We start from the raw sequence: 25,378 nt of genomic DNA, 5'->3' as shown, positions 1-25,378 counted from the left end.
CCATAAAACTAATCGATCCAACCTGGGTTCTGCACCAGGTTTACGTTCATCTGTATTTCTGAGGTCGGGATAGGCCATACGTTCAAAAAGTCACCCTTATAGCTATAATTCCCAACATTTGTCCCCCAAACCTGCTTACGTCCATTGCCTGCTTGAAACACCTTCTCTTTCCAGGTTCCCCAGCGCAATTCGTCAAAGTAATTGATTCCCTCATTCGGGAACTCAACCCGACGTTCATTACGAATACGCAGGCGTAAGTCTTCCTTCCCACCGACGGCAGTTGAAGCATTAGCATTTAAAAGTGCTACACCTGCACGCTGACGAACTTCGTTAACTTTTGCTATAGCTTCATTTAGTTTGCCCTCTTCATTCAAGGCCTCGGCCCACATCAATAAAATATCAGCATAGCGGAAAATCGGAAAATCGATAGGACCATAATTGCGATCCACAATCTCATTGACTCCTTCAGCGACAAATTTTCGATAGAAATAGAAGAAATTGATCTGTGTATCGCTCTGAATATCGCCGTCTACCTGTGCCTGCCCGCGAAATGGCCAGCGCATAAATTGAAGACTTTCAACATTCGTAAAATTATAGGCACCCCTAAAAGTCGAATAAGGCGTCACGACATTGGCCTGCAAACGGGGATCACGATTTTCATAGGCTTTTTTTATACGCTCCTCATTGCCTTGCGGTAGGTAAAGACTCATCTTTGCACCTCTCAACGTTGCAGCAGCTTTCTCGGCCTCCGTGAGATTGTTGCGCAGAAAAAACACCTCCCTTTCATTTTCGGTTAAACTACTGTATCCTGGAATAATTTTATCCCATTCAAACTTAGAACCATCATTATTTTCATAGAGATCGACCAAATGTGGTGAAGGCATGTAATAATTCCAGCCACGCGAATAGACCGAGGGCCAGCCACAAAACAATTGCATATTATTTCCATAGCCTGATTCACTCCGATGCTGAATAGAAAAAATCATCTCAGGACACTGTTCATTAGCTTCTTTAAACAAAGCTTTATAATCTCCGAAGAGTGAGTGGCCAGCATCTTTTACTTTTTGAAAATCTGCCGAAGCTTTTGTCCAATCTTTTCGATAAAGATAAACTTTACCCCGTAAGGCATAAGCTGCTGCCTTTGTTGCATGTCCATAATTCGCATTCCCCGCAGGATAACGATCAGGAAAATTAGTTTCTGCGATACAATCGTTCAAATCAGCTAGGATTTGATTCCAGACATCATCTTCCGAACTACGTCCTTTGACGGCTTCGGCTGCAGTAAACGGCTCAAGGTAGATGGGTACCCCTTTGTAAAGCTGATTGAGCCGAAAATAAAAGTAAGCACGTAGAAATTTAGCTTCCGCAATATATTTCGCTTTCTTTTCTGCTGTAGAAGGTGACTTTAGGGGAATATTCTTTAAGGCATCGTTTGCTCGTTGAATACCTTCATATTGAATCTTCCAAACATTCACAAATAATGGATCGCCGGCGGTGATGGTACCTGTCAATAAGGGTTCATCAAAACGTGCCTGCCCAGTATAGGAGAAACGGTCAAACTGATAAAGTTCATAAGGTGAGATCAGTCCGCTATGCCCCATTAAGAGTCGAAAGGAACTATAGATCCCCGCAATCCCTAAATCAGTTAAATTGTCGGTTGTCCACATCGTTGCGGTGGAGACCGATGAATATGGGGAGGTATCCAAAAGATCTTTTTTGCAACCCAATATACTTGTTAGCAATACAATTGCTATTATTTTTTTCATCATTTTCATTGTCATTCGAATTAAAAGGTAAGATTCAAACCCAGTGAATATTGCCGCATTGAAGGGTAATTTGTTGTTGAACCTATCTCAGGATCTAAACCAGGATATTTCGTAAATGTCAGCAAGTTTTCACCCGCTAAATAGATCCGTAATTTTGCAATTGATAGACGGTTTGCCAAGCTTTCTGGAAGCGAATAACCCAATTGTAGGTTACGTAGTTTCACAAAAGAAGCGTTATACAAATAATAATCACTGGTACGTCCATTCTGTGCATCTGTCACTCCTTTTAAGCGTGGATAATAACCAGCTATCCGGTTGTTGGGATCGGAAGGATTTGCGGCATTATAATAGTAATGGTCATTTGCGACCAATGCCGGTACCGATTTTCCCTGCGCAACGATGGATGAATTGAGATAGAGTTCATTCCAGTAATACGACATACCTGAAGAAGCCGACCAAATCATGGATGCATCAAATCCTTTATAGGCCATATTGATACTGAGGCCGTAATTGAATGCTGGAGTTTCTCTTTTGCCCATAAACTTTTGATCATAGACGTTCCCGTAGATACCATCATCGTTCATATCCGAATAGATCAAGTCACCATACCATATCTTGGTAGGGTCTATGCCATCGGCAGGCTGAAATGAATAGCCAGCAGCGACCATAGCCTTCAACCATTCCATATCCTGTTCCGTCCGGATCATACCGTCGCGTGGCCCTCCATTTTTATCGACAGAACCATCCGCTAAAAAATGGCTTCCCGAACCTCGGTATACATTGTACAAGTAAAATTCATTGATTTCGTGCCCTTCTAAAATACGCTGGTTGACACCGTTGGAAACCATACCGATATTGGACTGGTAAACACGATTACCCGCCGCATCCGTTACATAGCCCTCCGACAATGCTCCTTTATATTTTTCCACCCGATTGGTATTGTAGGCAAAGTTGGCCGAAATTCCATAGTTAAAACCGTTGATTTTATTTTGGTATCCCAGCGTCAATTCAATCCCCCGCTTGCTAACTTCGGCAATATTCATGGTTGCTGCAGTAGCAGTTCCAGTTGTCGCCGGAATGGTCGGAACATATAAGATTCCATCGGTATAAGCACGGTAGGCATCAAATTCGACCGTTAATTTATTTTTCAATGCCGTGGCTGTAAAACCTACATTTGTTGTTGTGGTCGTTTCCCAGTGTAAAAGATCGTTTCCTAGTTTAGTCTGTGCCAAACCACGAACAGCCTGATTATTGAATGAATAGTTTACCGTACTATACGAGGGAAGATGATCGTAATTACCCGGAGAGGCATTATTTCCGGTTTTCCCCCACGAGGCCCTTATTCGCAAATCATTCACAAAAGATTTAAGTGGACTCATAAAAGATTCTTCCGAAATACGCCATCCCGCAGAGAATGCCGGAAAGAGCCCCCAGCGTTTGGCGGTTCCAAATCGAGATGACCCATCGTACCGTACCACCGCTTCCGCAAGGTATTTATTAGCGTAAGCATAATTTGCACGACCAAAAAAGGACCGCAAACCGTAGTCAAGCTCATCACCGGTAATGGAACTCATTGTCGTCGCCGAATTAAATGTTGTCAGGTCTGGATGCACAAGCCCAAGTTTGGCCGCTCCGATATTATATTGGTTAAAATACTGTTCATTATACCCCAAGATGCCGCCCACATCGTGTTTACCAAAAGATCCTGAATAACGCAATACATTATCAACGATCACATTGTAGCTCTTGGTTAACCCATACTGGGTGGTTATTTGTCCCGCAGACAGCGCCGCAGTACTTAATTTGTTGGTTGCAAAATTCCATTTCTCATAAGGCACCTGATGCGAATTCGTTTCGGTATAGGCATGGTTATAATTTACCCTGGATTCAAACTCCAAGCCTTTCATGAGATTTAACTTCGCAAATATTGTGGTATTGAATCGATTGACCTGGTTCTTTCCACCCATCCCATTTAGAAAAGCCAGGGCATTGTTTGCAGTAGCCGATTCTTCGGCCGCAGCCGGGAAACCATAGACCCCGTTGTAGAAAGGATAAACTCCTGGCACGGTTTGGGTCAGGTAAGAATATGCTGTGACCACATCGGCGACACTCAAATTCTGCATATCGCCAAAGGTCTGGGTACCCACAGTTAAAAACTTGGCAACTTTAGACTGTAAGTTAATACGCAGACGTATCTTGTCTGCTCCAGTTTCGGGCATCGTCCCCGGATTGTTGAAATAGCCCACTGAAAAGAGGTATTGCGTATGCTCACTGCCACCATTTAGAGAAAGATTGTGATTTTGTAAAAGTTTGCGTTGTCCAAAAAGCACATCGCCCCAATTGGTATTTGGATAAGCGACTTCATTGGGAATACCAAATTCTGTTAACCCTGTTGGATTTTTCTTCGCTTCTTCCCAGAGGTTGATTGTTGCATCGGTATAAACAGCCGCTTGCCCTAAATTTTTGAAGCCTTCATTAACAAGGCGCATATGTTGTGCGTAATCGGTAATAAATTCGGGTACATTATTGGGGCGCAACAGCGAAACCATTCCCGTATAAGACACATTATTTTTTCCCTTGGCTCCCTTTTTTGTCGTAATTAAGATAACGCCATTCGACCCCAAGGATCCATAGATCGCTGCTGTTGCCGCATCTTTTAAAATCGAAATTGACTCCACATCATTGGGATTAACTGCATCCATAGATCCGACAATACCATCGATCACAACCAAGGGAGACGTATTGTTTAAAGTTCCTTTTCCACGAATCAGTATACTAGCACCGTCTGCACCTGGTTTTCCCGTTGTGGCCTGTACGTTAACGCCCGCCGCGAGTCCAGCCAATGAAGAGCTAAGTGTGGAGGTTGACCTATTCTCTACCGAACTGCCGTTCACGGTTGACACGGCACCAATTACATTTGCGCGTTTCTGGCTTCCATACCCTACGACGACCACCTCATCCAGACCACTTACCTCCTCCTGAAGTACAATGGTTAATTCATCATTTCCAGTGACACTTTTTTCCAAACGTTGATAGCCTACGTTTGAAAATACCAAAGTGCCATTTGGCGTTGGTAACTGAATTGTAAACCTTCCATCCTGGTCCGTGACCGTGGAAATATTAGCTCCCTTCACTGTAATGGTGGTTCCTACCAGGACTTGTCCTTTACCATTAACGACTTTACCAGCAATGCTCCGCTGCTGGACTTCTTTGCGTTCGGTATTTGGCGGATTTCTTTTGGGTTTTATCACGATCACCTCATCTTTTTTGATCCACTCCAGATCCAAAGGTGCTACGATAGCATTTAATGCATCTTCCAATTTGGCATGCTGTATATTGACTGACAAACGTGCCTGAGCCAATGACTTGCCAGTTAAGAAAAAATTAACACCACTCTGTTTTTGGATATCACGCATCACCTGATTTAAGGTAACGTGCTTTGCGGTTAAGTTTATGGTCTGCGCATTTCCCTCTGCAAACAGCTGCATCGCGGTCAGTAAAGAAATGAGTACGATCAATTTCATAATCAGTATACTTCGTAAAGTTAAACTCCACGGGTGTAGCCTAACAAATGGATAAAAAATCATATGTTTGTACGGTTTGTATGTTATTTATAAATGGTTATCAAAAATTTGCCTTTGGGCAACACTTGTAAGTATATGCATCCAATTCAAGGCAGTGCCCCCCAGCACTGCCCTTTTTGTTTTGCTTATACCCTTTTCCGGATTAAGTGGAATCCATGATCATTTCTTTTTTCATCTTTATTTAGGGTTTTAATTACAACGGTCTAACATATAGGATATTCTTTTCATCGCTTTTGCTCAGCTCAAAACGCAACCCACCTTCTTCCAATACGTCAAGTACGTCGCGGAGCGGCTTGCTTCGTTTTATACGACCATAGAAATGTGTTTGCGGTACCTCGCCTTTATACTTCACTTCGACATTATACCAGCGACCAATCTGCTGCAGTGCATCCGAAAGCGGTGTTTCGTCAAAATAAAACAAACCTTCTTTCCAGGCGGTAAAGGGTGCTGTATCCACATTTGCGAGTTGTATTTTTCCGTTATTGGAATTGGTCGATTGCTGACCTGGTAGCAGGTATATTGCTTCTGAATATCGTTTATGGTTCGATAATTTAACCTTCCCATTGACTAAAGTCGTTTTAATCACGGTATTATCGGGATAAGCATTGACGTTAAAGGCAGTCCCGAGCACCTCAATTTCCTGTCCTTTACTCAGCACTTTGAAAGGTCGTGCGCTATCTTTCGTCACTTCAAAAAAGGCCTCGCCTTCCAAACTAACTCTTCGTTCATTTTTTGCAAAGCTCATCGGATATTTTAGCGAAGAGCCCGCATTGAGCCATACTTTTGTGCCATCAGGTAAAGTAATCTGGTATATCCCCCCTAGCGGAGTGGCTAACTCCAATACAACCTTACTTGGATCTGCCGCCATCCCCTGTTTATCTAATGCCGCAGCAGCGATAGATTTTCCATTTTCGTAGGTAATACTTTCTCCCATCACAATCCCCGATGCCTGTTTATCGAGTTCTAAAAGTGTGCCGTTCGCTAAACGAAGGGTAGCACTGTTTCCACCAGGCTTTACAACAACACCCGTTGTATCTTGCAGCCTAACGAGGTTAATGTCTGCCTGAACAGGACTCGTCTGTTGCTGCCAGAATATCATTGTAAAAATAAAGAGCAATAGGCAAGCCGCCGCAGCCCAATAGGGCCAAACGATTGAAAACTTAGGTTTATCGCGCTCCTCTGTGCCTTGCTGAATTTGCTTTTTGATATTTCCAAGCACTATTTTTTGCCTGGATTCACTCATTTTTCCTGCAGCAGAAGGCTGGAGTAAACTAGTGACTATAGCCTGATCGATGGCATCCTGATCCCCGATGTCGGTAGCAGAAAGCGCATGCTGTAGCCATTCGATCTCTTCAAGCGAACAGTTCCCTTCTTTATATTTTTGAAGTAATTGGTCTATTTTAGATTTATTGGTCTCCACTGAGCTGTATTTTTACTAGTAAATACACACTTCGTAGCATAAAGGTCTGCTCCAGAAAAAAAATAATTTGCAGCATGTAGAAAATTAATTTGCAGCATGCAGAAGCAGAATCATTAGTAGGGCCGAGAAGCCATTGTCTTGCAATGCACCATGTCGGATAAATTTATTTGCTTTAACAATATGGTCACGAACAGTAGCAATAGAAATATCCATTTCTTCGGCAATCTCCTTATAGCTTTTACCTTCAAGCTTAGATAACCTAAATATTTTTTGGCGTTGTTTGGGCAATCTGCTCAACAAGTCTTCTACCAGGACCATGGCCTCCTTGGAATCGAGCACCTTATCAATGGTATTTTCAGATTCCAATGCACCATAGGCGAGTTGGACTTCAGATTCCATCTCCAATTTCAGGCGTCGTTTGAAATTAAATGTGATGTTACGCGAACAGGTAAAAAGAAATGCTGCAAAAGATTGTTCAGGATCTATTTTTGACCTATTTTCCCAGATACGCAGAAAAACATCCTGAAGTAAATCTTCGGCACTAGTTTCATTTTTCAGAAACTTAAGGATATTGGCATAGATAATCTGGCTATAACGATGGTACAAGATATCAAAAGCCTGCATATCTCCATGATGGAGTTGGCACAAGAGTTCCTTCTCAGGCAGATTTTGATTGATGTCCATAATTGATTATTCTAGGCATGAAGTTAATTACTTCGCTGCAATAATTCAAATGAAATTTCTGAACACCAGTAAACTTATGTTATTTTTTTCTTAATTTGCAGTAGCTAATCCCCCCATAGCGATCAAACCAATCGATAAACGTATCCATTTAGAACCATGCAAAATTTCATATATCTATTTTTTGGCTTACAGGCCCAAACCACTCAATTTTTAAAAATAGGATTGACCTTGTCTATAGTCGGCCTATTTATTTGGCCTTCACATGGTCATGGGCAATCCTTAATGCACCCAGTTACTCAGGTCAATTATGTGAAATCGCAAATCAACAAAAAATCCGAACCTGTATATACTGCATACACGCAGTTGATTAGGCTGGCCGATTCTCTTTTATTGACTGACCATCATGCTGTTGAAGATTTTAGTGTACCCGGCTTTTACAGCGATAAAGAAGGCCAACGTGCTATGGCAAAAAAGCTCCATGCGGATGCTTTTGCTGCCTATTGTACGGCCTTGGTCTATACCTTAAACGGGGAGCAAAAATATGCATCCAAGGCCTTATATTTCATTAACTCCTGGGCCACAATCAATAAAAAATACAGTCAGTTTGACGGACCAGTTGTGCTTTCTTATGCGGGAGCCGGATTGATGATTGCTGCCGAATTACTTAAAAACGATCCCCTTTGGGCGAAGAAAGATCATGATCATTTTAAGGTCTGGACCATCGATGTCTTTCAAAAAGCGACACATTTCTTACGCGAAAAATCCAATAATATTGCGGATTGGGCGAGGTTTGCGAATCTACTTTCGGCAAACTTTCTTGATGACCAAAAAGAGCTTTCTTTTACAATAGCCTTAATCAAGGCTGATCTCTTTGAAAAGATCGCAGCTGACGGTCATCTTATTGAGGAAGTAAAACGGGGTGAGAAAGGTTTATGGTACACCTACTTTTCATTAGCACCATTGACAGCCTCCATGTGGTGCATACACAATGCCACCGGAGAAAACCTATTTACCGCCACGAAGGACGGAAAATCGGTCACGCAGGCCCTTGACTATTTATATTATTACAATCAACATCCAACTGAATGGCCTTGGTTTAAAAATCCGGACGTTGACATCCTGGACCGGACAGCAGGAGTTTGGCCCTCCAATCTCTTTGAGGCCATGAAGGATATTTATCATACATCGAAATTTGATCCGTATCTTTCAATTTACCGTCCAATAGTTTACAAAAAAAATCATTTTGCGTGGACTTTCCCCACGCTAACGCCAGCACACTTGCATCTCGAAAATAAGACAAAGTAGCGAAGCATAAAGCGATCCTTGTCTTATCAAGGATCGCTTTAATGGCAAAAATCCAGCTCTTATCTCTTAAATGCAGAAATACCGATTTCCTGAAACTCCAACTTTTTATCTCCCACGATACGCAGCTTGGTTATCGGCTTGTTCGGAAAAAATAAACTGGTCATTACCGTTAGCCCCTCGTCTGCAAAAAGTTCCACAGAGCTCACATCAACATACAAACTGAAAGAAAGTGCACCCTTATTTAGCAGCCTTTGTGCCAAAGCTGTCTTTGGAAATTCTCCATTAAAAGACACTTCGCCGGACTTAGAACGATCGATATAATAGGCATTTTGGTCTTCACGATACCCAATAACCAATTCGTCGCCAGATTCATTCGATAAGATGACTTTAAAAGCCTGCCGCTTCAAATCCTTGAGGTCCAAACGGTACGCTTGTGGGAGATGTTGCTCGAATGAAACTTCCTTCGTTCCGCCGCCATGGTATTTTTTTAGCGGACGAAATGCGGTTTCAATTTCTTTGGGCACAGTACTCGCAACGTAGAACGACTGTCCAACTTTTCCTAAAGTTAAAACACGGGGTATGGTTGAGGAAGAACGCCATTTTGTGGTAGGAACCACATTGGCATATTGCCAGTTGCTCATCCAGCCAATCATCAGTTGCCTATCCCCTAGGTTACTCCAGGTTACGCCGGCATAGTTATCGGGTCCCCAATCCAACCACTTTATTTTAGTATCCGTTGTTCGGAACTGATGCCCATCAAAGTCACCCACAAAATATTGTGTCACCGAGCCACCGTTGGGTCCACCTGGATTGATGCTCACCAACAAAACCCATTTTGTAGTTCCTTTGTAATCCATGGGGATAAGATCAGGGCATTCCCAGACACCACCATGGGCCCCCACCTCTTTGCCAAACTCACTTTCCTTCTGCCATGTTTTCAAATCTTTGGAAGAATAGAAAGTAATACAATCTTTTGTAGCCAAGGTCATAATCCAACGCTGGCTATGCACATGCCACATCACCTTTGGATCTCTGAAATCCCATATACCAGGGTTTGGCAATACCGGATTGCCTTTATACTTTGTCCAGGTAAGGCCCTTGTCCAAACTATAAGCCAAACTTTGATTTTGATGCAATCCTGTTTTTCGATCCTCTTCCTGATGATTGTGATGGGTAAAAATGGCGACCATAGCACCTTTTCCAAAACCTGCCGTGTTATCTTTATCGATTACAGCACTACCGGAGAAAATAGTCCCCAAACTATCGGGGTACAATGCGATCTTCTGCTCGTCCCAATGGATTAAATCTTTACTGATCGCATGGCCCCAATGCATAGGCCCCCAAACGGGTTTTTCGGGATTATGCTGAAAAAAAAGATGATAATTACCGTCCAGATAAACCAGTCCATTGGGATCGTTCATCCAACCCTGCTGTGGTGTAAAATGGTAAAGTGGGCGATACTTCTCTTCGGGATCTCCTTGTTTATGCTGTCCCGTCTGTGCCAGACTTGTACCAAAAACACCTAGCAGGAGCATTAAAACACCGTATTTCTTTAATTTTATCATTTTTCTTTTGTTTACATTTTTAATTAGGTTCTTGTTCGCTTCAATAGGCAAATATCGTCTCAATTGTTAGGAAGATTTTTCTATTTTCAACCCATTCACTTGTACTGTTCCTTGATCCGCAAAAATAGTCCAAGGGTTTTGATCCATTTTATAGATCCGGTTGGTAAAAGCAACACGGTCATTCACATATACGATACCAATCGATTTTTCAATAATAATTTTCACGTTAAAAATCCGGTTGGTCGGTACTGTAAGTGGCGTAAAATTGAGTTCTGTTTTGCTTCCGCCGCCATCGCGTGCCTCCTTGTTCATAAACAGTGCTGGCATATTCCAACGATTGGATGAAGTCAGATCAAAAGCAATGCTATACACTTCGGTCGGATCATCACATGCGCCAAATGAAAAACCAAATTTGCTGGATTGGGAAGCATCAATGGTCATTGTCACTTTCACGGATGAAGTGTTCCGGTTAAATTGTGCATAACTTCTTCCGCCCGATTGCGCTGTCAAACTATAGGTTTTATTCGATTCGGAAACTTGACCAACATTGCTCAGTTTTTCAAAGGGGACTTCCTTATTGAATTTACTGTTTAGGGCTTCCGGAATTTTAGGATATAAACGTCCTGAAGCTCCCTGAACCAACTGGTGTGAAATTAAATTTCCAGCCCAGGGCAGTTCGTTGTTATTATTTACTGTTTGCCCGGTTGAACACCATCCCGAAAGATAACGTGTCGTACCGTCGCTAGCCGTTTTGCCCGCATAGAGATAGCGTCCGTCGAAGGTTTCATGATGTCCTTCGCTATCCCGACAGATCGTCCAAGGGCCATCCGGAGAATCCGCAACACGATAAAATGTCTTGCGATGCTCATCCCGGTTGATCCGCGAAAACAAGAGATACCATTTATTGCCCATTTTAAATAGATCCGGGCATTCCAATAGTTCTGCATCTGTTTCGATTCCATATTTCTCTACTGTCCCTGTGGTCGCAACGAGCGGTTCAATCATAGACCAACTGCTTAAATCTGTCGACTGATAACGTGCCAGCGTTCCTTTTCCGTCTTTTCGTGTCGTGACTAACATGACGTAGGCATTGCGGCCTTCATCCCAATAAACCTGTGGATCACGAAAATTATTTTGATCATAGCCCGCTGCAGCCTGCAGCGCCATTGCTGGTTGCTTGGTCCAATTCATTAAATCAGTTGACGTAGCCAACATAATCTTTTCCGCAGGCGTAAAAACATTGTTATGCCCCGTATAGAAACAGTAATACAATGTTCCTTTTTTAATAAAACTTCCTGTTCCGATCCATTCATCCTGACTCCCCACAGCACCCGACGACAAGACTTCGGTATAGCCCTCAAATGTTCCATAGTCACTTGTCCGCGTACTATAAATCGGATGCCTGTTGGCATTTTCATACAGATAAAACAAGTAGAACTTGTTATCGTTGGCATTGTAGTAAGGCATGGGATCGCCCACAAACCCCTGCTGGGGTCTGTAGAACCTTTGATAGGGGCCCGCCTCCTGCCTCGAAATACAAGCCGTAGAACTATCCACAGGCAGTATTTCCATGGGCCTATCCAGCCCTGTCGAACTCTCATCCCCATTCTTGCAACTTGTCAACAAGCTTAGCAAGAATACTGTCGGAAGCAAATATATCTTTGGTCTCATGATTTAAATCTTTCTATTAATCCCTGGATTAGCTATCATTTTTGCTTTTTATAATAACTTGTTTTGTTTGTATTCGATTACTCTTTAGGTAATGCCTTCAATTCGTCCCAGTACATCCGTTGGGTAGGAAATGCCACGGGCTGTCCATTAGGATGCTCATGTGGCATTACCAGTATATTGTTAATGATAGCCTTTCTTCCGGCAGGAATCTGAAAAACCAATTCTTGCCACTCACCGACATGATCTTTCGAATAATTGGCACGCAACCAATCTTTATTCTGTTCGCCATCCGATTGAATTTCCAATTGCACATCACCAGCTACATCTTTCAATACCATCATCGAGAAACGCCCGTATTCTGCCGGATTGATCGTCACTTTATTTGCATTCCAGAGCGCTCCACCGTGCCAGCCTTCACCAGTTTTATTGTCCCGTACAAAAGACGCACAGAAGGGTGTTGCATTAATTCCAGTGGTTTTCGGATTGGGATAAGGTGAATCTACCGTACTCACCCCTAACCCGTCGAAATGTGGAACGCTGGTTTCACCATTATAAATCATAAAGATTTGTTTGGGTTCTGTACCCAATAGGGCAGTTACCGTGTATTGGAAAGTCTGCCCCATATACGCAAGGCTGTATTTTATGGGGGAACTTAAATCTACGGGCCCACTCTGATTGGGCGTTATGCTTGCTCCGGCTGTAAATTCTATCGCAGGTGATAGATTCTTTAGGTCTGTCCCCAGGGGTAGGTAAATTTTAATGCTTTTATTTTTCTGATCAATGATCCCTACTTTTTCTCCGATGCGGAATGCCGTTATTTCTGCTTTGATTTCTTTGACGGTTACCTGGTAGGTATTAAATAGATTACCATTAAAAACGCGGTAAGTAATCGGTGTTGTGCCAGAAAATGAAAAATTCTGGGCGATGCCTGAAGCTGGAGAAACCTTTGCATTACTGGGCAATTCAATTGTCGGAGCCACCGCCGAAAGATCTGTACCTTCAGGAACCATAACAAGAATGGTACCTTTTGCCTGATCTACTTTCCCAATGGTATTGCCGACCTTGAAAGAAAGTACATCTACATCTGCACTCAAATTGAGTGTACTATCCGCATCACGCTTGCAGGCAGCGAGAAGCCCGATAAGCAGGATGGTAATCCCTACTTTTATATAATTATTTAATGTGTTCATTGGAATAATTGGTTATACTAATCGTTCAACAATAAATGCCTGTTTAATAGCCTGGATTTTGTTTGTACAGATACTTACTTAATCTGATCTGTGCTTCGGGAATCGGCAGATATTCATTCCTATCTGCTGTAAAATGTGCCGAGGAATAATAAGATCGACGTGACTTTTCTACATCATAATAGGCATTCATGGCCTGGTCTGCAATTCCCCAACGTACCAGATCAAAGAATCTTCCATTTTCCATCGCAAGCTCCAAACGTCTTTCCCAACGTAACGCCTTCCGGGCATTTTCTTCGGTCCATACAATATTATCTCCATTTTTGTACGTTTCGATCAGCGTTTTATCATTTGCATATCCCGTAAGTGAGGTACTATTTTTTGCGCGCGTACGCACTTGATTGATCAATGGCAGTGCTTCAATCGAACGATGCAGCTCGATAAGCGCCTCTGCCCGCATCAACAGCACATCGGCAAAGCGCAATACAATTCGATTCTTTGTATTCGCATAGAAGGGTACCATGGGGACAAAACAATCACAGTCGGGATCAACATTTTCTTTTAACGAGGCGTAAACAGCATACTCCGCCGGATTACGATTCCAGCTTTCTTCGTATGTTCTTTTGCTACTATACTTGTACGGTAAGCCCGGAATTGCAACTGTATGGAATAACCTCGGGTCGTACTTCTCGGAGGTATTAAAGCTATTCAACGCATTATAATTATCCAGAGGTAGACCTTTACCCGTTGTGCGAAACGCATTGACAAGGCTTTGACTCGGTTTATTGAAATCACAACAGCCCAGCCCCATAGGTACAGATAGTACATCAGAAAAGTTAACACGCCCAAATTTTGTCCCGTCATCTTTTGAAAATTGAACTGAAAAGAGCGCTTCTGTCCCATTTTCATACTTGCCCGGCAAAAAGTTAAATGCAAAGTCGGTTTCCAGCGTATGGTTCGATGAAAGCACAATATCCGTATTTTGTACAACCTTTTCCAAATCTGCCGCATCGATACCCGTCACCATATTACGTTCGGCATTGTCTTGACGGTATCCCTTATACAGGTAGGCTTTGGCGAGATAAGCCGCAGCGGCGATACGATTGGCCCGACCGACCTCCGTTTGCACAGCAGGAAGATGATCTACCGCATACTGAAAATCCGCCACAATCTTTTGCCATAATGCATCGTTGCTTAGAGCTCTATTCGATACGGTTTCATAGCTGTCTACTGGTACATTTTCATCGATATAAGGCACATATTTGAAAAGGATCTTGAGCATAAAGTAAAAATGCCCCCGAAGAAAGCGTGCTTCACCCAGTTTTTCTTCTTTCCCATCGAAATTGTCCATTTCCTGTACGGTCTTGATTGTTGTATTGGCACGCGAAATTGCAACGTACAACTGAAACCACAATTTATCCAACTCCGCGAAATTGGTTGTAATGTTATTTGAGACCTCAAGAAAATGAAAGGTCTGGATATCCTGTGGCCCCGATCCGCCTTTATAAGCATCGTCCGACCGAACCGTACCGTAGGGCCATAAGCTAAAAGGGACGTCATAATGATCATTGCCCAAAGCGGCATAGGTCGCTGTCAATAATCGTTCTGGCTCTTTAACCTGATCGGAGCTCAGTACACCATTGGGTGTTTGATCCAAAAATTTGGTACATCCTGGAAGTAGTCCAGCAAGAACCATAAGTATCGCTATTTTAGTGGTTATTTTTTTCATCCGTATAAATTATTTATAAGTGTATAGCCTTATTTCTCCCCTTTTTAAAATCCAATATTTACCCCAGCTGTCCAGGTCGTTGGAATTGGATACCCCCAACCTACATTTTCAGGATCTACACCTGTAAAATTCTTTGACTTAACGGTAAATAGGTTCTGACCTGTGACATAGATCCTTAGCCGGCTCATACGCAGGCGTGAGGCTGTTGCTGTTGGCAAGGTATAGCCCAGAGACAGATTCCGGAGTTTCATATAAGATCCATTCTCGATAAAGTAATTTGACAGGCGGCCCTCGTCATTGTTGTTTGTCGTTTGTAAGGCCGGAATCGTGGACGTTGGATTTTGTGGTGTCCATGCATTCAGCAACCGCAGGCCTTTGTTGGAATTGACGTCATCCACACTCCAGAAGTCTGTTTGTTTTTTCAGCCAGTTTTCGACATCTATCCCCTGTACCCCCTGAAAGTATGCCGACAGGTCAAACCCTTTATATTTCAGCACAATATTGAGACTATAGGAAAAATCAGGATGTGGACTACCGATCCAGGTACGGTCCATATCCGTAATCTGTTTGTCCGCATCATAGACGTTGACGTAACGTAAACGCCCTATCCCCTTACCGGTCTGATTGACGTGCGCATCCACTTCGTCCTGATTCTGAAAAATACCGTCGGTGACATAGCCATAGAATGATCCCAGCGGCCGGCCGATAATATTATCTCCCTGACGACCTCCATAGGAGTTTTCTACCGCTTCCGGCAAATGTGTCACCTTGTTTTTATAGGTAGAGAACACAGCCATCACATCATAATCCAGTCCAAACGATGTTTTATTGCGATATCCAGCCGATAGGTCCAAACCTTTATTTTCCATGGAGGCACCATTCGCCCAACGGTAACCGCCCTCTCCAACCACACCGATATAGGCTGGATTGATCAACATATCTTTGGTTGCTTTGACATACCAGTCAATCGAACCATAGAGACTTTGATTAAACAATGAAAAGTCTAAGCCTATATTCGTCTGCGTTGTGGTTTCCCATTTCAGGTCATTGTTTTCTGTTTGGATTTTGCGATATCCCGACGGTAATTTTCCCGTTCCTGCGCCTGAGAGATCGTATGCTGTGCCATCCACGATGTTCCATGTCGGATCAGCAACACCATATTCGGGAACGAAAAGCGCATAGGTAGCCAGATTACCTATACCTTGGTTACCTGTCTGCCCCCATCCAACACGCAGCTTGAGGTCCGAAATATAGTTTTTCGTACTTGCCATAAAACGCTCGGACGAAATCCGCCACCCCGCTGTTACCGCCGGGAAAGTTGCAAAGCGGTTATTTTTACCGAAGCGGGAAGAACCATCGTGCCGCACGGTGAAGGAAGCTAGATAGCGGTCATCATAGGAATAATTGGCCTTTCCAAAATAGGATAACAGCGAGAATCCCGTAGAGCCACCGCCTACTGCCGCTGTGCCCGTACTCACACCTGGCCACATATACTCAGGTGTCTCTATGGCAAAGGCGCCATCTCCGGCAGTATAGGCATTAAAATTGATATCATTCTGACGGTTCATTTCCATACCGGCAAGCACATCTAAGGTATGTTTATCAATCTGTTTCCGATATGTCGCCGTATTGGACCAAGTCCACTTCATTCCATGGGACTGTTCCATATTAACCCCACTCCGGCTGCTATTCATAAATCCCGAACGATAGGATACTTCCAAATTACGTTTGTAAAAATTACTATAGTCCAAACCGTAACTGGTGCGGACATGCAGACCTTTTATAAGCTGTAGATCCGCATAGGCATTTCCAAACAACCGCCAATAATTATATTTATTGTTCCGGTTATCATAAAGTACACGCATGGGATTATGGCGGTCGTTCATTCCCAATGCTGGTCCACCCCATCCTATTCCATCTACTGTATGGACAGGAATAATGGGCAATGCTTTTAACGAAAGGTCAAGCACATCGCCCGGTACCTGCACTTCACCGGTATTGTTTACCGTAAAATTCTCGCCCACCACCAAGCGTCCATCAAACAATTTATAATCGGCATTCATCCGGGCAGATATCCGCTGGAAATCCGTGTAACGGAGTGTCCCATTGTTGTGCAAATAACCTAAGGAGAAAAAGGAACTGGATTTTTCTGTCCCGGAGCTTAATGTCGCATTGTAAGATTGTTGCAATCCCGGTTTTGAAACTTCCTTAAACCAATCGGTATCGGAAGCGTACATGGTATGTTCACGGTCGATATACTTGGAAACAAAAACAGTATTGAGCTGAGGTACGCCATTTGCGTCGTTATTCCATTCAAACTGATAACCAATATTATTTCCGTTGGGGTTTCCGCCATTATTGATGGTGGCCTGCCACAATGCACGACCATATTGTTGGGCATCCAGCACTTTCATGCGATTATTAAAATGCGTACTGGTGGCATAGGCGTCTACTGTAAGTTTAGGGGCACCCATCTTTCCTTTTTTTGTCGTGATGACAATAACACCATTCGCTGCGCGCGAGCCATAGATACTCGCCGAAGAAGCGTCCTTTAAAACCTGAATACTTTCGATATCATTCGAATTGAGTTCATGCATTCCTCCCTGTGTGGGGGTTCCATCAATGACATACAAGGGATCCTGACTACTGTTGATGGAACTGATTCCGCGCATACGCACTGTTGCCGCTCCACTCGGACTACCATCCGAAGTTACGGTCATACCAGCTACCCGTCCTTGCAGCGCTTTCATCGGGTTATTTTCCGGAGCTTTCATCATCTCAGCAACATTAACAACACTCACAGCACCCGTCAAATCCTTCTTCCGTTCTGTTTGATATCCTGTAACGACCACTTCATCGAGCCCTTTTTCGGTAGGTGCAAGCTGAATATCGAGGAACTTTCTTCCTGCGACAGCAATCGTCTGGGAGGCATAGCCGACATAGCTTATTTCCAATGTACCCTGATTGCCCGAAGTCTGAAGGACAAATTCTCCCTTTTCATTTGTCTTGGTGGCTATTGTGGTTCCCTTCACCACTAAAGATGCCCCTACTATAGGTGCTGCTGTCCCACTATCCGTAATTCTTCCCCGGATTTCAGTCTGTTGCGCAAATGCGACAACAGAAAAAAGTGCCAAAGACGGGAGCAGCATTGCTTTCTGTCTTGTAAACATAATTGGTTATAAGTAAATGGTTAATGATTTAGATTGATTATTTGATTATGATAGCGGGTAAACTGCTTCGTAAAGAAGCAGTTTACCTACTGTTGCTTCTGAGCTCCATTGAAGATCGGATGCAACCATTGGAATCGATTGATGACCTCATCGTTATATTCAGGACAAGCCCCCCGGCTCTGTGTCACAAATCCACTTAAGGTGGCCGCAAATTCCAGTACTTCCTCCAGCTGAACACCTTCCTGCATCTGAAACCTTTTGGTCAGGAAAGCCGCCAAAAAAGAATCACCACTTCCGATGGTATCTTCTACCTGAACTTTCAAGGCTGGAAAATGATAACTGATATTGTCTTTTTTATAATGATATACCGCACCATCTGCACCATAGGTTACAATTGCCTCCTGAATTGCAAAACGCTCCATGATCAAGTCCACACGCTGCTGATCGGTATAGGCATCCGTTGCGCCATTCCAGTCGGAAATAACATGCAGTTCCTCGGCATTCATTTTCACAAAATCAGCGTAGCCCAACAGTGTATGTATTTTTTCCGGACCAAAATAAGGTGTACGCAGGTTGACATCCATCACCCGGAAGCGGGCTTTTTCCAGCAGTAATAGCAAGCTTTGAAAACTTACTTCATCCCGACAGGCTAGACTACCATACACCAAAAAATCCACCGCTGCAACTGCCTCAAGAACAACATTGTCCACCGCTATTCTATCCCAAGCTACAGGATAAACGATATCGTAATGCACGTCGCGTTTTGCATCGATCGAAACCTCTACTGTTGAAGTTGGTAACAGGTCATCGTACTGGAAGAAATCGGTCGGGATACCCAGATCTTCACATACGTTACGCAACTCGTAACCATTATCGTCACGCCCTATGCGCGTTAGCATACGCGTCGTAACCCCCAATTTATTGAGGTGATAAGCCACATTCAAAGGCGCACCGCCTAATTTTTTACCTGTAGGAAGATTGTCCCAAAGAACCTCGCCAAAACAAATACCCTGTATTGATTTATCTCCGTTTTTCATATTTTCTCCTTTTTATACGAAGCTTCGGCCGAGCGCCAAAAACCAAGTAACAAATTGATTATTATATTTCCCTTTAAATTCAATGTTGACAATAGATACACACAACATGTTATCACATTGTCTTTGATTAAATAACTTTCGATAGGCGCCAGTCGCGTCATGGCTACTTCGACACCTATTGGTGTAGTCCAGCTAAAGACTAATGTAGATTGATGGTATGCCCAAGATCTTCCAATGATTTCCCTTTTGTCTCCGGCATAAACTTAAGCACATAAACAAGCTGCAGCACCATAAATAGGGCAAAGATCAAGAAGGTACCCCCGCCACCGAGCATTTCTGTCAAGGCTGGGAAACAAAAGGTGATAATCGCCGCCATCACCCAATGTGTCAAGCTACCAAATGTCTGCCCTTTGGCACGTACGTCGTTCGGAAAAATTTCCGAAATAAATACCCAAATCACCGCACCTTGCGAGAATGCGAAAAAGGCAATGAAACTCATCAGATAGATTGTGATCGCAAAACCCGTCGTTTGGTTGGTATAAAAAGCATGTGAAACGAGTGCCAATGAAACAATCAGCCCGATCGAGCCCACCAACATTAATTTTCTTCTGCCCACCTTATCGATGAAATTGATCGCCAGCAACGTAAAAATAAAATTGACAACCCCTATACCAACTGTCGAAAGCAATGAACTCTGTGAGCCTAAACCAGCCATTTCAAATACGCGGGGCGCATAATATATAATCGCGTTGATACCTGAAACTTGATTGAACAGCGCAAAACAAAAGGCCAATAAAATAGGTTTGGCATTTTCGCGAACGAAGAGTTTGCCTTCTCCTGCGGAATTGTTTTTGGACTCCTGAATTTTTGAAATCTCCAGCTCGTAACCATCCGAATTAATTTTTTTCATAATCCGCGTTGCCTCGGCCAAATTCCCTCGGTGCAGCAGCAACCATCTCGGACTTTCCGGGATGAGGAAGATCAAACAGAAGAATAACAACGACGGAAAGCACTGCACCCCCAGCATCCAGCGCCAGGACTCTTCGCCAACCTGACCGATAAAATAGTTGGACAAATAGGCTATCAAAATACCTAATACAACGTTGAATTGAAAAAGCCCTACCAACTTACCTCGCGATGCTGCCGGGGAGATTTCTGATATATAGATTGGTGCCGTTACCGAAGAGACGCCAACTCCTATGCCACCCAAAAAGCGGAATAAAATAAATATCGTCCAGTCATTCGCCAGTGCACTACCAATCGCTGAAATAAAGTAAAGGGCTGCAACAGCAAATAAGGTATTTTTACGGCCTAATTTATCGGAAGGCAGTGCACCTAATGCTGCGCCGACAACTGTCCCTATCAAGGCGATGGCCATTGTCAGTCCATGCTGAAACTCACTTAAATGCCAGTGCTCCTGAACCGCCTTTTCTGCTCCCGAAATAACCGCTGTATCAAATCCAAATAAAAATCCGCCTAAAGCCACTACAAAGGACCAAGCTAATACCGTGTTTTTGTTCATGTGATGATCTATAATTGATTAATCCAAATTTAACACGTGCTTCATCTTAACTTAAATTTGGACTTCGCAAAAACATTTATTTATGTAACATTTTTTTAAAAACACTAAAACACTAAAAATCTAACACTTACATTCACTTTACTTTTCAAAACTTTCACTTTTTAAACAGAAAATTTAGAAAATGATACATTTTTGAAGGCTCCTATTTTAGTGTAAAATATACACTAACACAACCACTGTTACCCAAAAAAAGCTAAATAATGTATATTCGGATATTTAAGGGAAAAAAATCATGGGAAAATATTTCATTTTTAGTGGCCTATTGACCTTGCTTCTTTTTTGTGGATGTCAACCAATGGTCCGGAAGAAAAAGCAGGTCATCGCTTTTTCGCAGTGTATCGGAAACGATGCCTGGCGACAAACGATGCTCGAGGAAATGAAAAGGGAACTTTCCTTCAATCCCGATATTGACTTTCTTTATCGCGACGCACATGGCGACAATAATGTACAGATCAATCAAATTCGCGAATTAGTCAAACAGGATATCGATCTTCTGATTGTATCCCCAAATGAGGCCGAGCCACTCACGCCAATTGTAGATTCTGTATTCCAACGCAATATACCTGTCATCGTAACAGACCGTAAGACCTCCTCCGGCCAATATAATGCTTATGTGGGCGCCGACAATCTCGCCATCGGGAAACTGGCCGGTCAATATAGCCGCACGATTTTAGAAGGAAAGGGTTCGGTCGGATTAGTCACAGGGCTATCGGGCACCTCGGCTTCAATAGAGCGTGAAAAAGGCTTTATCCAGCAAATTGGAGATGCCACAGCGATTCAGGTGAGCGGCCTCATTCACGGGGGCTGGGAGAAAAATAAAGCCTATCTGGAAATGCGTAAGCATATAAACGTCATGAGCCAGAGTGATATTATCTTTACATTCAATGATCAGATGGCCATGGGGGTAAAAAAAGCATTGGACGAAGCCCAGATCAAAAAGGACATTAAGATCATTGGTGTTGATGCTCTTCCTGGTCCCGGAAATGGCCTTGAACAGATCATACAGGGCAAAATGTTTGCTTCCATACTCTACCCCACTGGCGGGGCCGAAGCCATTCGAACGGCCTTGGCTATCATCAACCACCAAAACTACCGCCGCGAGAATATACTCGAAACCTCTGTCATCGATAAAACCAACGCGGAGTTGCTTGCCCTGCAGTCGGATAAAATAAAACAACAGCAGCTCGATATTGACAAAAGGCAGGAGTTTATTACGGAACAGAATAAGATTTACCAAAGCCAAAAGTCCGTTCTTAATGTATTGGTCGTTAGCTTGGTGCTAGCTGTTGTCTTTGGGGGAATTTCTATTATCGTGATCAGGAGCAACTGGGAAAAGAACAAACATCTGGAAGTCCAGAATAGCGAGATTCTTGCGCAACAAAAACAGATCGTCGAGATGAACAGTCAAATTCAGCAAGCGGCAGAAATCAAAAATAATTTCTTCACCAATATCTCGCATGAATTTAAAACCCCGCTAACCCTTATCATCGCGCCTATCGAGGACCTTGAATTACGAAAAGATCTTAGCGAAGAGGTCAGAGAACAGTTGTCGCGCATCAAACGGAATGCAAAAAAACTACAACGTTTGGTCAGCGACCTCATTGATATCCATCGCATCAGTAAATCCAAGATTAAGCTACATGCGGCCATCGTTTACATTGACCCATTTATTCAGCAGGTAATAGGTAGTTTCAAACCCTTGTTTAAGAAAAACAGGATCTCCGTCAGTTATGTCAACAAAACAAGCTTGAAAGAGGTTTGGATGGACGAATACCTCATGGAACAGGTCTTATCCAATTTATTGTCCAACGCGATCAAACATACGGCGGCAAGTGGCAGAATTGAAATTATATTGGAAGAAAACAATTTCAAAGACTATTTCTATCTACGTGTATTGGATAATGGCCTGGGGATTGCTCCAAGTGATATTGAGCATATTTTTGATCCTTTTTATCAGGGTGCCAGTAGCCGTAATGGCTCCGGAATCGGCCTCGCCTACACCAAACAGATCATCGAACTGCATCATGGCCAAATCACTGTGAGTAGCAAACCCGGTCATGGATCGATATTCACCCTACGTATGCCAATTGGAAATAGTCACTACGAGCCTGCTGAACTGGCCGATTTCGACAAGGGAGAAAAACCGCTGTTTCAACAAGACGACATATTGGAGGCAACACGAAAGATGGTAGACAACAATCTTTCTTTTCGATCCAACAAATCAAAAAGTATTATGGTCGTCGAAGATAATGATGAAATCAGAGATTATCTCCGCTCCCTATTAGAAAGGGATTACAATCTTTTCCTGGCAAAAGATGTGCAACAAGCCAATGGAATGTTGAAGACACATTTTCCAGATCTAGTCATTACGGATATTATGCTTCCTGATGGTAGCGGTCTGGATATTCTAAAGGACATCAAAGCATTTTATCAGACCGCACATATTCCCGTCATCTTATTGAGTGCACTCGCCAATGAAGATACGATGCTCGAAGGAAGTAAATTGATGGCCGATGACTACATGACTAAGCCATTCAATGCCGAATTACTGCGGACACGGATTTCAAGCATCCTACAGTCACGCCATCAGCTTAAAGAAAAATACAGCAGCAATGTGGAACAGTTTGATAGCGCTCAAGCGGAGCAGGTCAATGATAACGATAGACGTTTTCTGAACAATTTTTCCGCGATTGTCGAATCCAAATTATCAGACCCGCGATTGAGTGTCGATGGCATTGCCAACGAGCTTCACCTCTCCCGCGTGCAGCTCTACCGTAAAGTCAAACAGTTACTTGACTGCAGCGTCAATGAATACATTATCGAACGAAGATTAAAGAAAGCCAAAAGCCTTATGGCTGAAGGACTAAACATCAACGAAATATTTAGCAGTGTCGGTTTTTCCTCCGCATCCTATTTCGCTTCGGCCTTTAAAAAGAAATATGGCCAGTCTCCGAGTACTTATAAAAAAGAACTTGACAAAAAATAGCCCATCAGGTGCGCCTGCAAATTAAAACTGTCCTTTCCGCTTGAATAAGTAAAAACTGATCAATAGAAATATGACGAGCATCAGTAAGTTGCTGTAGTCTAGCCGTGCAAAGGAATCATTCTCAGATAAGATATTCATTACCGCATTATAGGCACCTGTATAAGGGATAAAATCCGAAAAACTTTTCTGTGCGACAAGCACGGAAAAGACCAACATAAACATGCCTACTCCAATTGGGTAGATAAAACTTCTGAACAATAGGCTCAGGGCAAGCTGAATCATAGCGATAGCTGAGAGCGTAATAAAAAGTTTCAAAAACGTATAAAAGATTACGACCCTAAAATCATAATTCTGAAACCCCAGTACGGGGTAAATCAGACTGAGCAGATAACCACTGATCAGAAATGCAGCGTAAGCAAAGAGTATTGAAAACAGTAAGGTCAACAGGATAAAGACGGCTTTGGAAAAGAAAATATTCGATTTACTGATGGGTAGGGTAAAGAGTATTTTATAATTATTATTCTTATACTCGACATCACAACAGGCATAGACGAATAAAGCAACAAGGATGGGATAGAGCAGGTAAAAAAACTGAAAAACATATCTGCCAAGCAGAAGTTTCCAAGGGTTAGGAACCGCCACTGCCCCTCCTGAATCTATAACATCATAAATAATATAACCGGCAATCGCAAAAACGAGCACCATAGGGACGATCAGTACCCCAAAAATCTCCCTATTGCGTAGGAGTTTGTACTTTTCCGACAAGAAAGCGGTATAGCATGTATTAGTCATTGACACGAGTGATAAGGTTTATAAAAATTTGTTCAAGATCAGCACTACGGGATTCCAATCCATAAATATCAATCTGCTTTTCGACCAAAGATTTGATCATAAGACCAAATTGCAGATCATCGCCGATAGTGACGGCAACGCTTTCTCCATCGGTTTTAACACCAGAAAACCCGTTATTTCGCAAAACCGAAGCTGTTGCTTCGGGACTGGCTGTACGTAGGTACACTTCTCGGTCAACCTGTCCCAGCAGCTCCTGTTTGGTTCCCTGGAAAATCATTTTCCCACCTTCAATGATACCAATGTGTGTCGCTATTTTTTCAAGCTCACTCAAAATATGACTCGAAAGAAAGATCGTTTTTCCCTGTTCGTTGAGATGACAAAACAAATTGCGCATTTCGACAATTCCCTGTGGATCGAGACCATTTAATGGTTCGTCCAGGATAAGCAACTGCGGATCATGAAAAATCGCCATCGCTATTCCCAGCCGCTGTTTCATCCCCATGGACAGGGCACTGGCTTTTTTCTTCTTTTCCCGATGAAGATCTACCATTTCCAATACTTCATCAATGCGTTTGTTGCCTTTTTTGTGGATGATATCCAAGTACTTTAAATTTTCAAAAACGGTCAATTTCGTATAATAGCATGGGGCCTCAACCAAGTTTCCAACATTGGCATAAACACCTGTGGGATGTGCCTTTAGACTATTTCCCTGAATAAAAATCGTATCTGCCTGATCCTCCAAAAGACCTAAAAGCAATTTGATTGTTGTGGATTTTCCCGCCCCGTTTCGGCCGAGATATCCATAAATACTCCTGTTTGGGACTTGTAGGCTAATATTATCCAAGATTGTTTTTGCGCCTATTTTAAAGCTAAGTTGTTGTGTTAAGATACTTTCCATGC

General features: G+C 42.9%; 15 protein-coding genes. 2 read left to right on the top strand and 13 right to left on the bottom strand.

Annotation, left to right across the window (positions count from 1 at the left end):
- Positions 1-8: 8 nt before the first annotated feature.
- From K2F45_RS07535 to K2F45_RS07520, 4 genes are all read right to left on the bottom strand, one after another.
- Positions 9-1,775, bottom strand: a complete 1,767-nt coding sequence (locus K2F45_RS07535; protein WP_070567644.1) for a RagB/SusD family nutrient uptake outer membrane protein — start codon at positions 1,773-1,775, stop codon at positions 9-11.
- An 11-nt stretch (positions 1,776-1,786) separates the two neighbouring features.
- Entirely contained in the window at positions 1,787-5,290 is a 3,504-nt protein-coding gene (locus K2F45_RS07530; RefSeq protein ID WP_248933274.1) for a SusC/RagA family TonB-linked outer membrane protein, read from the bottom strand.
- 253 nt (positions 5,291-5,543) lie between these two features.
- Complete coding sequence (locus K2F45_RS07525; RefSeq protein ID WP_075991621.1) at positions 5,544-6,770, bottom strand: FecR family protein; 1,227 nt, start codon at positions 6,768-6,770, stop codon at positions 5,544-5,546.
- 84 nt (positions 6,771-6,854) lie between these two features.
- Positions 6,855-7,454: an RNA polymerase sigma-70 factor gene (locus K2F45_RS07520; RefSeq protein WP_075991620.1), complete on the bottom strand. Its 600-nt coding sequence runs from the start codon at positions 7,452-7,454 to the stop codon at positions 6,855-6,857.
- Between the two features lie 156 nt (positions 7,455-7,610).
- On the opposite strand from K2F45_RS07520, the gene K2F45_RS07515 reads away from it, so the two are divergent.
- Entirely contained in the window at positions 7,611-8,759 is a 1,149-nt protein-coding gene (locus K2F45_RS07515) for an alginate lyase family protein (RefSeq protein ID WP_083663532.1), read from the top strand.
- A gap of 59 nt (positions 8,760-8,818) precedes the next feature.
- Here K2F45_RS07515 and K2F45_RS07510 read toward each other — a convergent pair whose 3' ends face one another.
- The 7 genes from K2F45_RS07510 to K2F45_RS07480 all read right to left on the bottom strand — a co-directional run bounded on the left by K2F45_RS07510 (position 8,819) and on the right by K2F45_RS07480 (position 20,640).
- Positions 8,819-10,324, bottom strand: a complete 1,506-nt coding sequence (locus K2F45_RS07510) for a glycoside hydrolase family 32 protein (protein ID WP_248933273.1) — start codon at positions 10,322-10,324, stop codon at positions 8,819-8,821.
- 66 nt (positions 10,325-10,390) lie between these two features.
- Entirely contained in the window at positions 10,391-11,995 is a 1,605-nt protein-coding gene (locus K2F45_RS07505) for a glycoside hydrolase family 32 protein (protein ID WP_075991619.1), read from the bottom strand.
- A 77-nt stretch (positions 11,996-12,072) separates the two neighbouring features.
- Positions 12,073-13,185, bottom strand: coding sequence for a hypothetical protein (locus K2F45_RS07500; protein ID WP_075991618.1), 1,113 nt, complete (start codon positions 13,183-13,185; stop codon positions 12,073-12,075).
- A 43-nt stretch (positions 13,186-13,228) separates the two neighbouring features.
- Positions 13,229-14,911 carry a RagB/SusD family nutrient uptake outer membrane protein gene (locus K2F45_RS07495; RefSeq protein ID WP_075991617.1) on the bottom strand — a complete coding sequence of 561 codons (1,683 nt, stop codon included), beginning with the start codon at positions 14,909-14,911 and terminating at the stop codon, positions 13,229-13,231.
- A 44-nt stretch (positions 14,912-14,955) separates the two neighbouring features.
- The gene (locus K2F45_RS07490) at positions 14,956-18,081 is read right to left on the bottom strand and encodes a SusC/RagA family TonB-linked outer membrane protein (RefSeq protein WP_075991616.1); all 3,126 of its coding nucleotides are present in this window, start codon (positions 18,079-18,081) and stop codon (positions 14,956-14,958) included.
- A gap of 86 nt (positions 18,082-18,167) precedes the next feature.
- On the bottom strand, positions 18,168-19,118 hold the full coding sequence (locus tag K2F45_RS07485; RefSeq protein ID WP_075991615.1) for a carbohydrate kinase family protein: 951 nt from the start codon (positions 19,116-19,118) through the stop codon (positions 18,168-18,170).
- Positions 19,119-19,317: 199 nt separating this feature from the next.
- Positions 19,318-20,640 (bottom strand): sugar porter family MFS transporter, encoded by a 1,323-nt coding sequence (locus K2F45_RS07480; RefSeq protein ID WP_075991614.1) that lies wholly within the window; start codon positions 20,638-20,640, stop codon positions 19,318-19,320.
- Between the two features lie 292 nt (positions 20,641-20,932).
- On the opposite strand from K2F45_RS07480, the gene K2F45_RS07475 reads away from it, so the two are divergent.
- Complete coding sequence (locus K2F45_RS07475) at positions 20,933-23,686, top strand: hybrid sensor histidine kinase/response regulator transcription factor (RefSeq protein WP_075991613.1); 2,754 nt, start codon at positions 20,933-20,935, stop codon at positions 23,684-23,686.
- A gap of 21 nt (positions 23,687-23,707) precedes the next feature.
- On the opposite strand, the gene K2F45_RS07470 is transcribed toward K2F45_RS07475, so the two are convergent.
- Positions 23,708-24,478 carry an ABC transporter permease gene (locus K2F45_RS07470; RefSeq protein WP_075991612.1) on the bottom strand — a complete coding sequence of 257 codons (771 nt, stop codon included), beginning with the start codon at positions 24,476-24,478 and terminating at the stop codon, positions 23,708-23,710.
- Complete coding sequence (locus tag K2F45_RS07465; protein ID WP_075991611.1) at positions 24,471-25,376, bottom strand: ABC transporter ATP-binding protein; 906 nt, start codon at positions 25,374-25,376, stop codon at positions 24,471-24,473. The genes K2F45_RS07470 and K2F45_RS07465 overlap by 8 nt, the downstream gene beginning before the upstream one ends.
- Between the last annotated feature and the right edge of the window lie 2 nt (positions 25,377-25,378).

It is taken from the genome of Sphingobacterium siyangense (assembly GCF_023277505.1).
GTDB lineage: Bacteria > Bacteroidota > Bacteroidia > Sphingobacteriales > Sphingobacteriaceae > Sphingobacterium > Sphingobacterium siyangense.
This window is presented reverse-complemented; position numbering and strand designations above follow the sequence as displayed.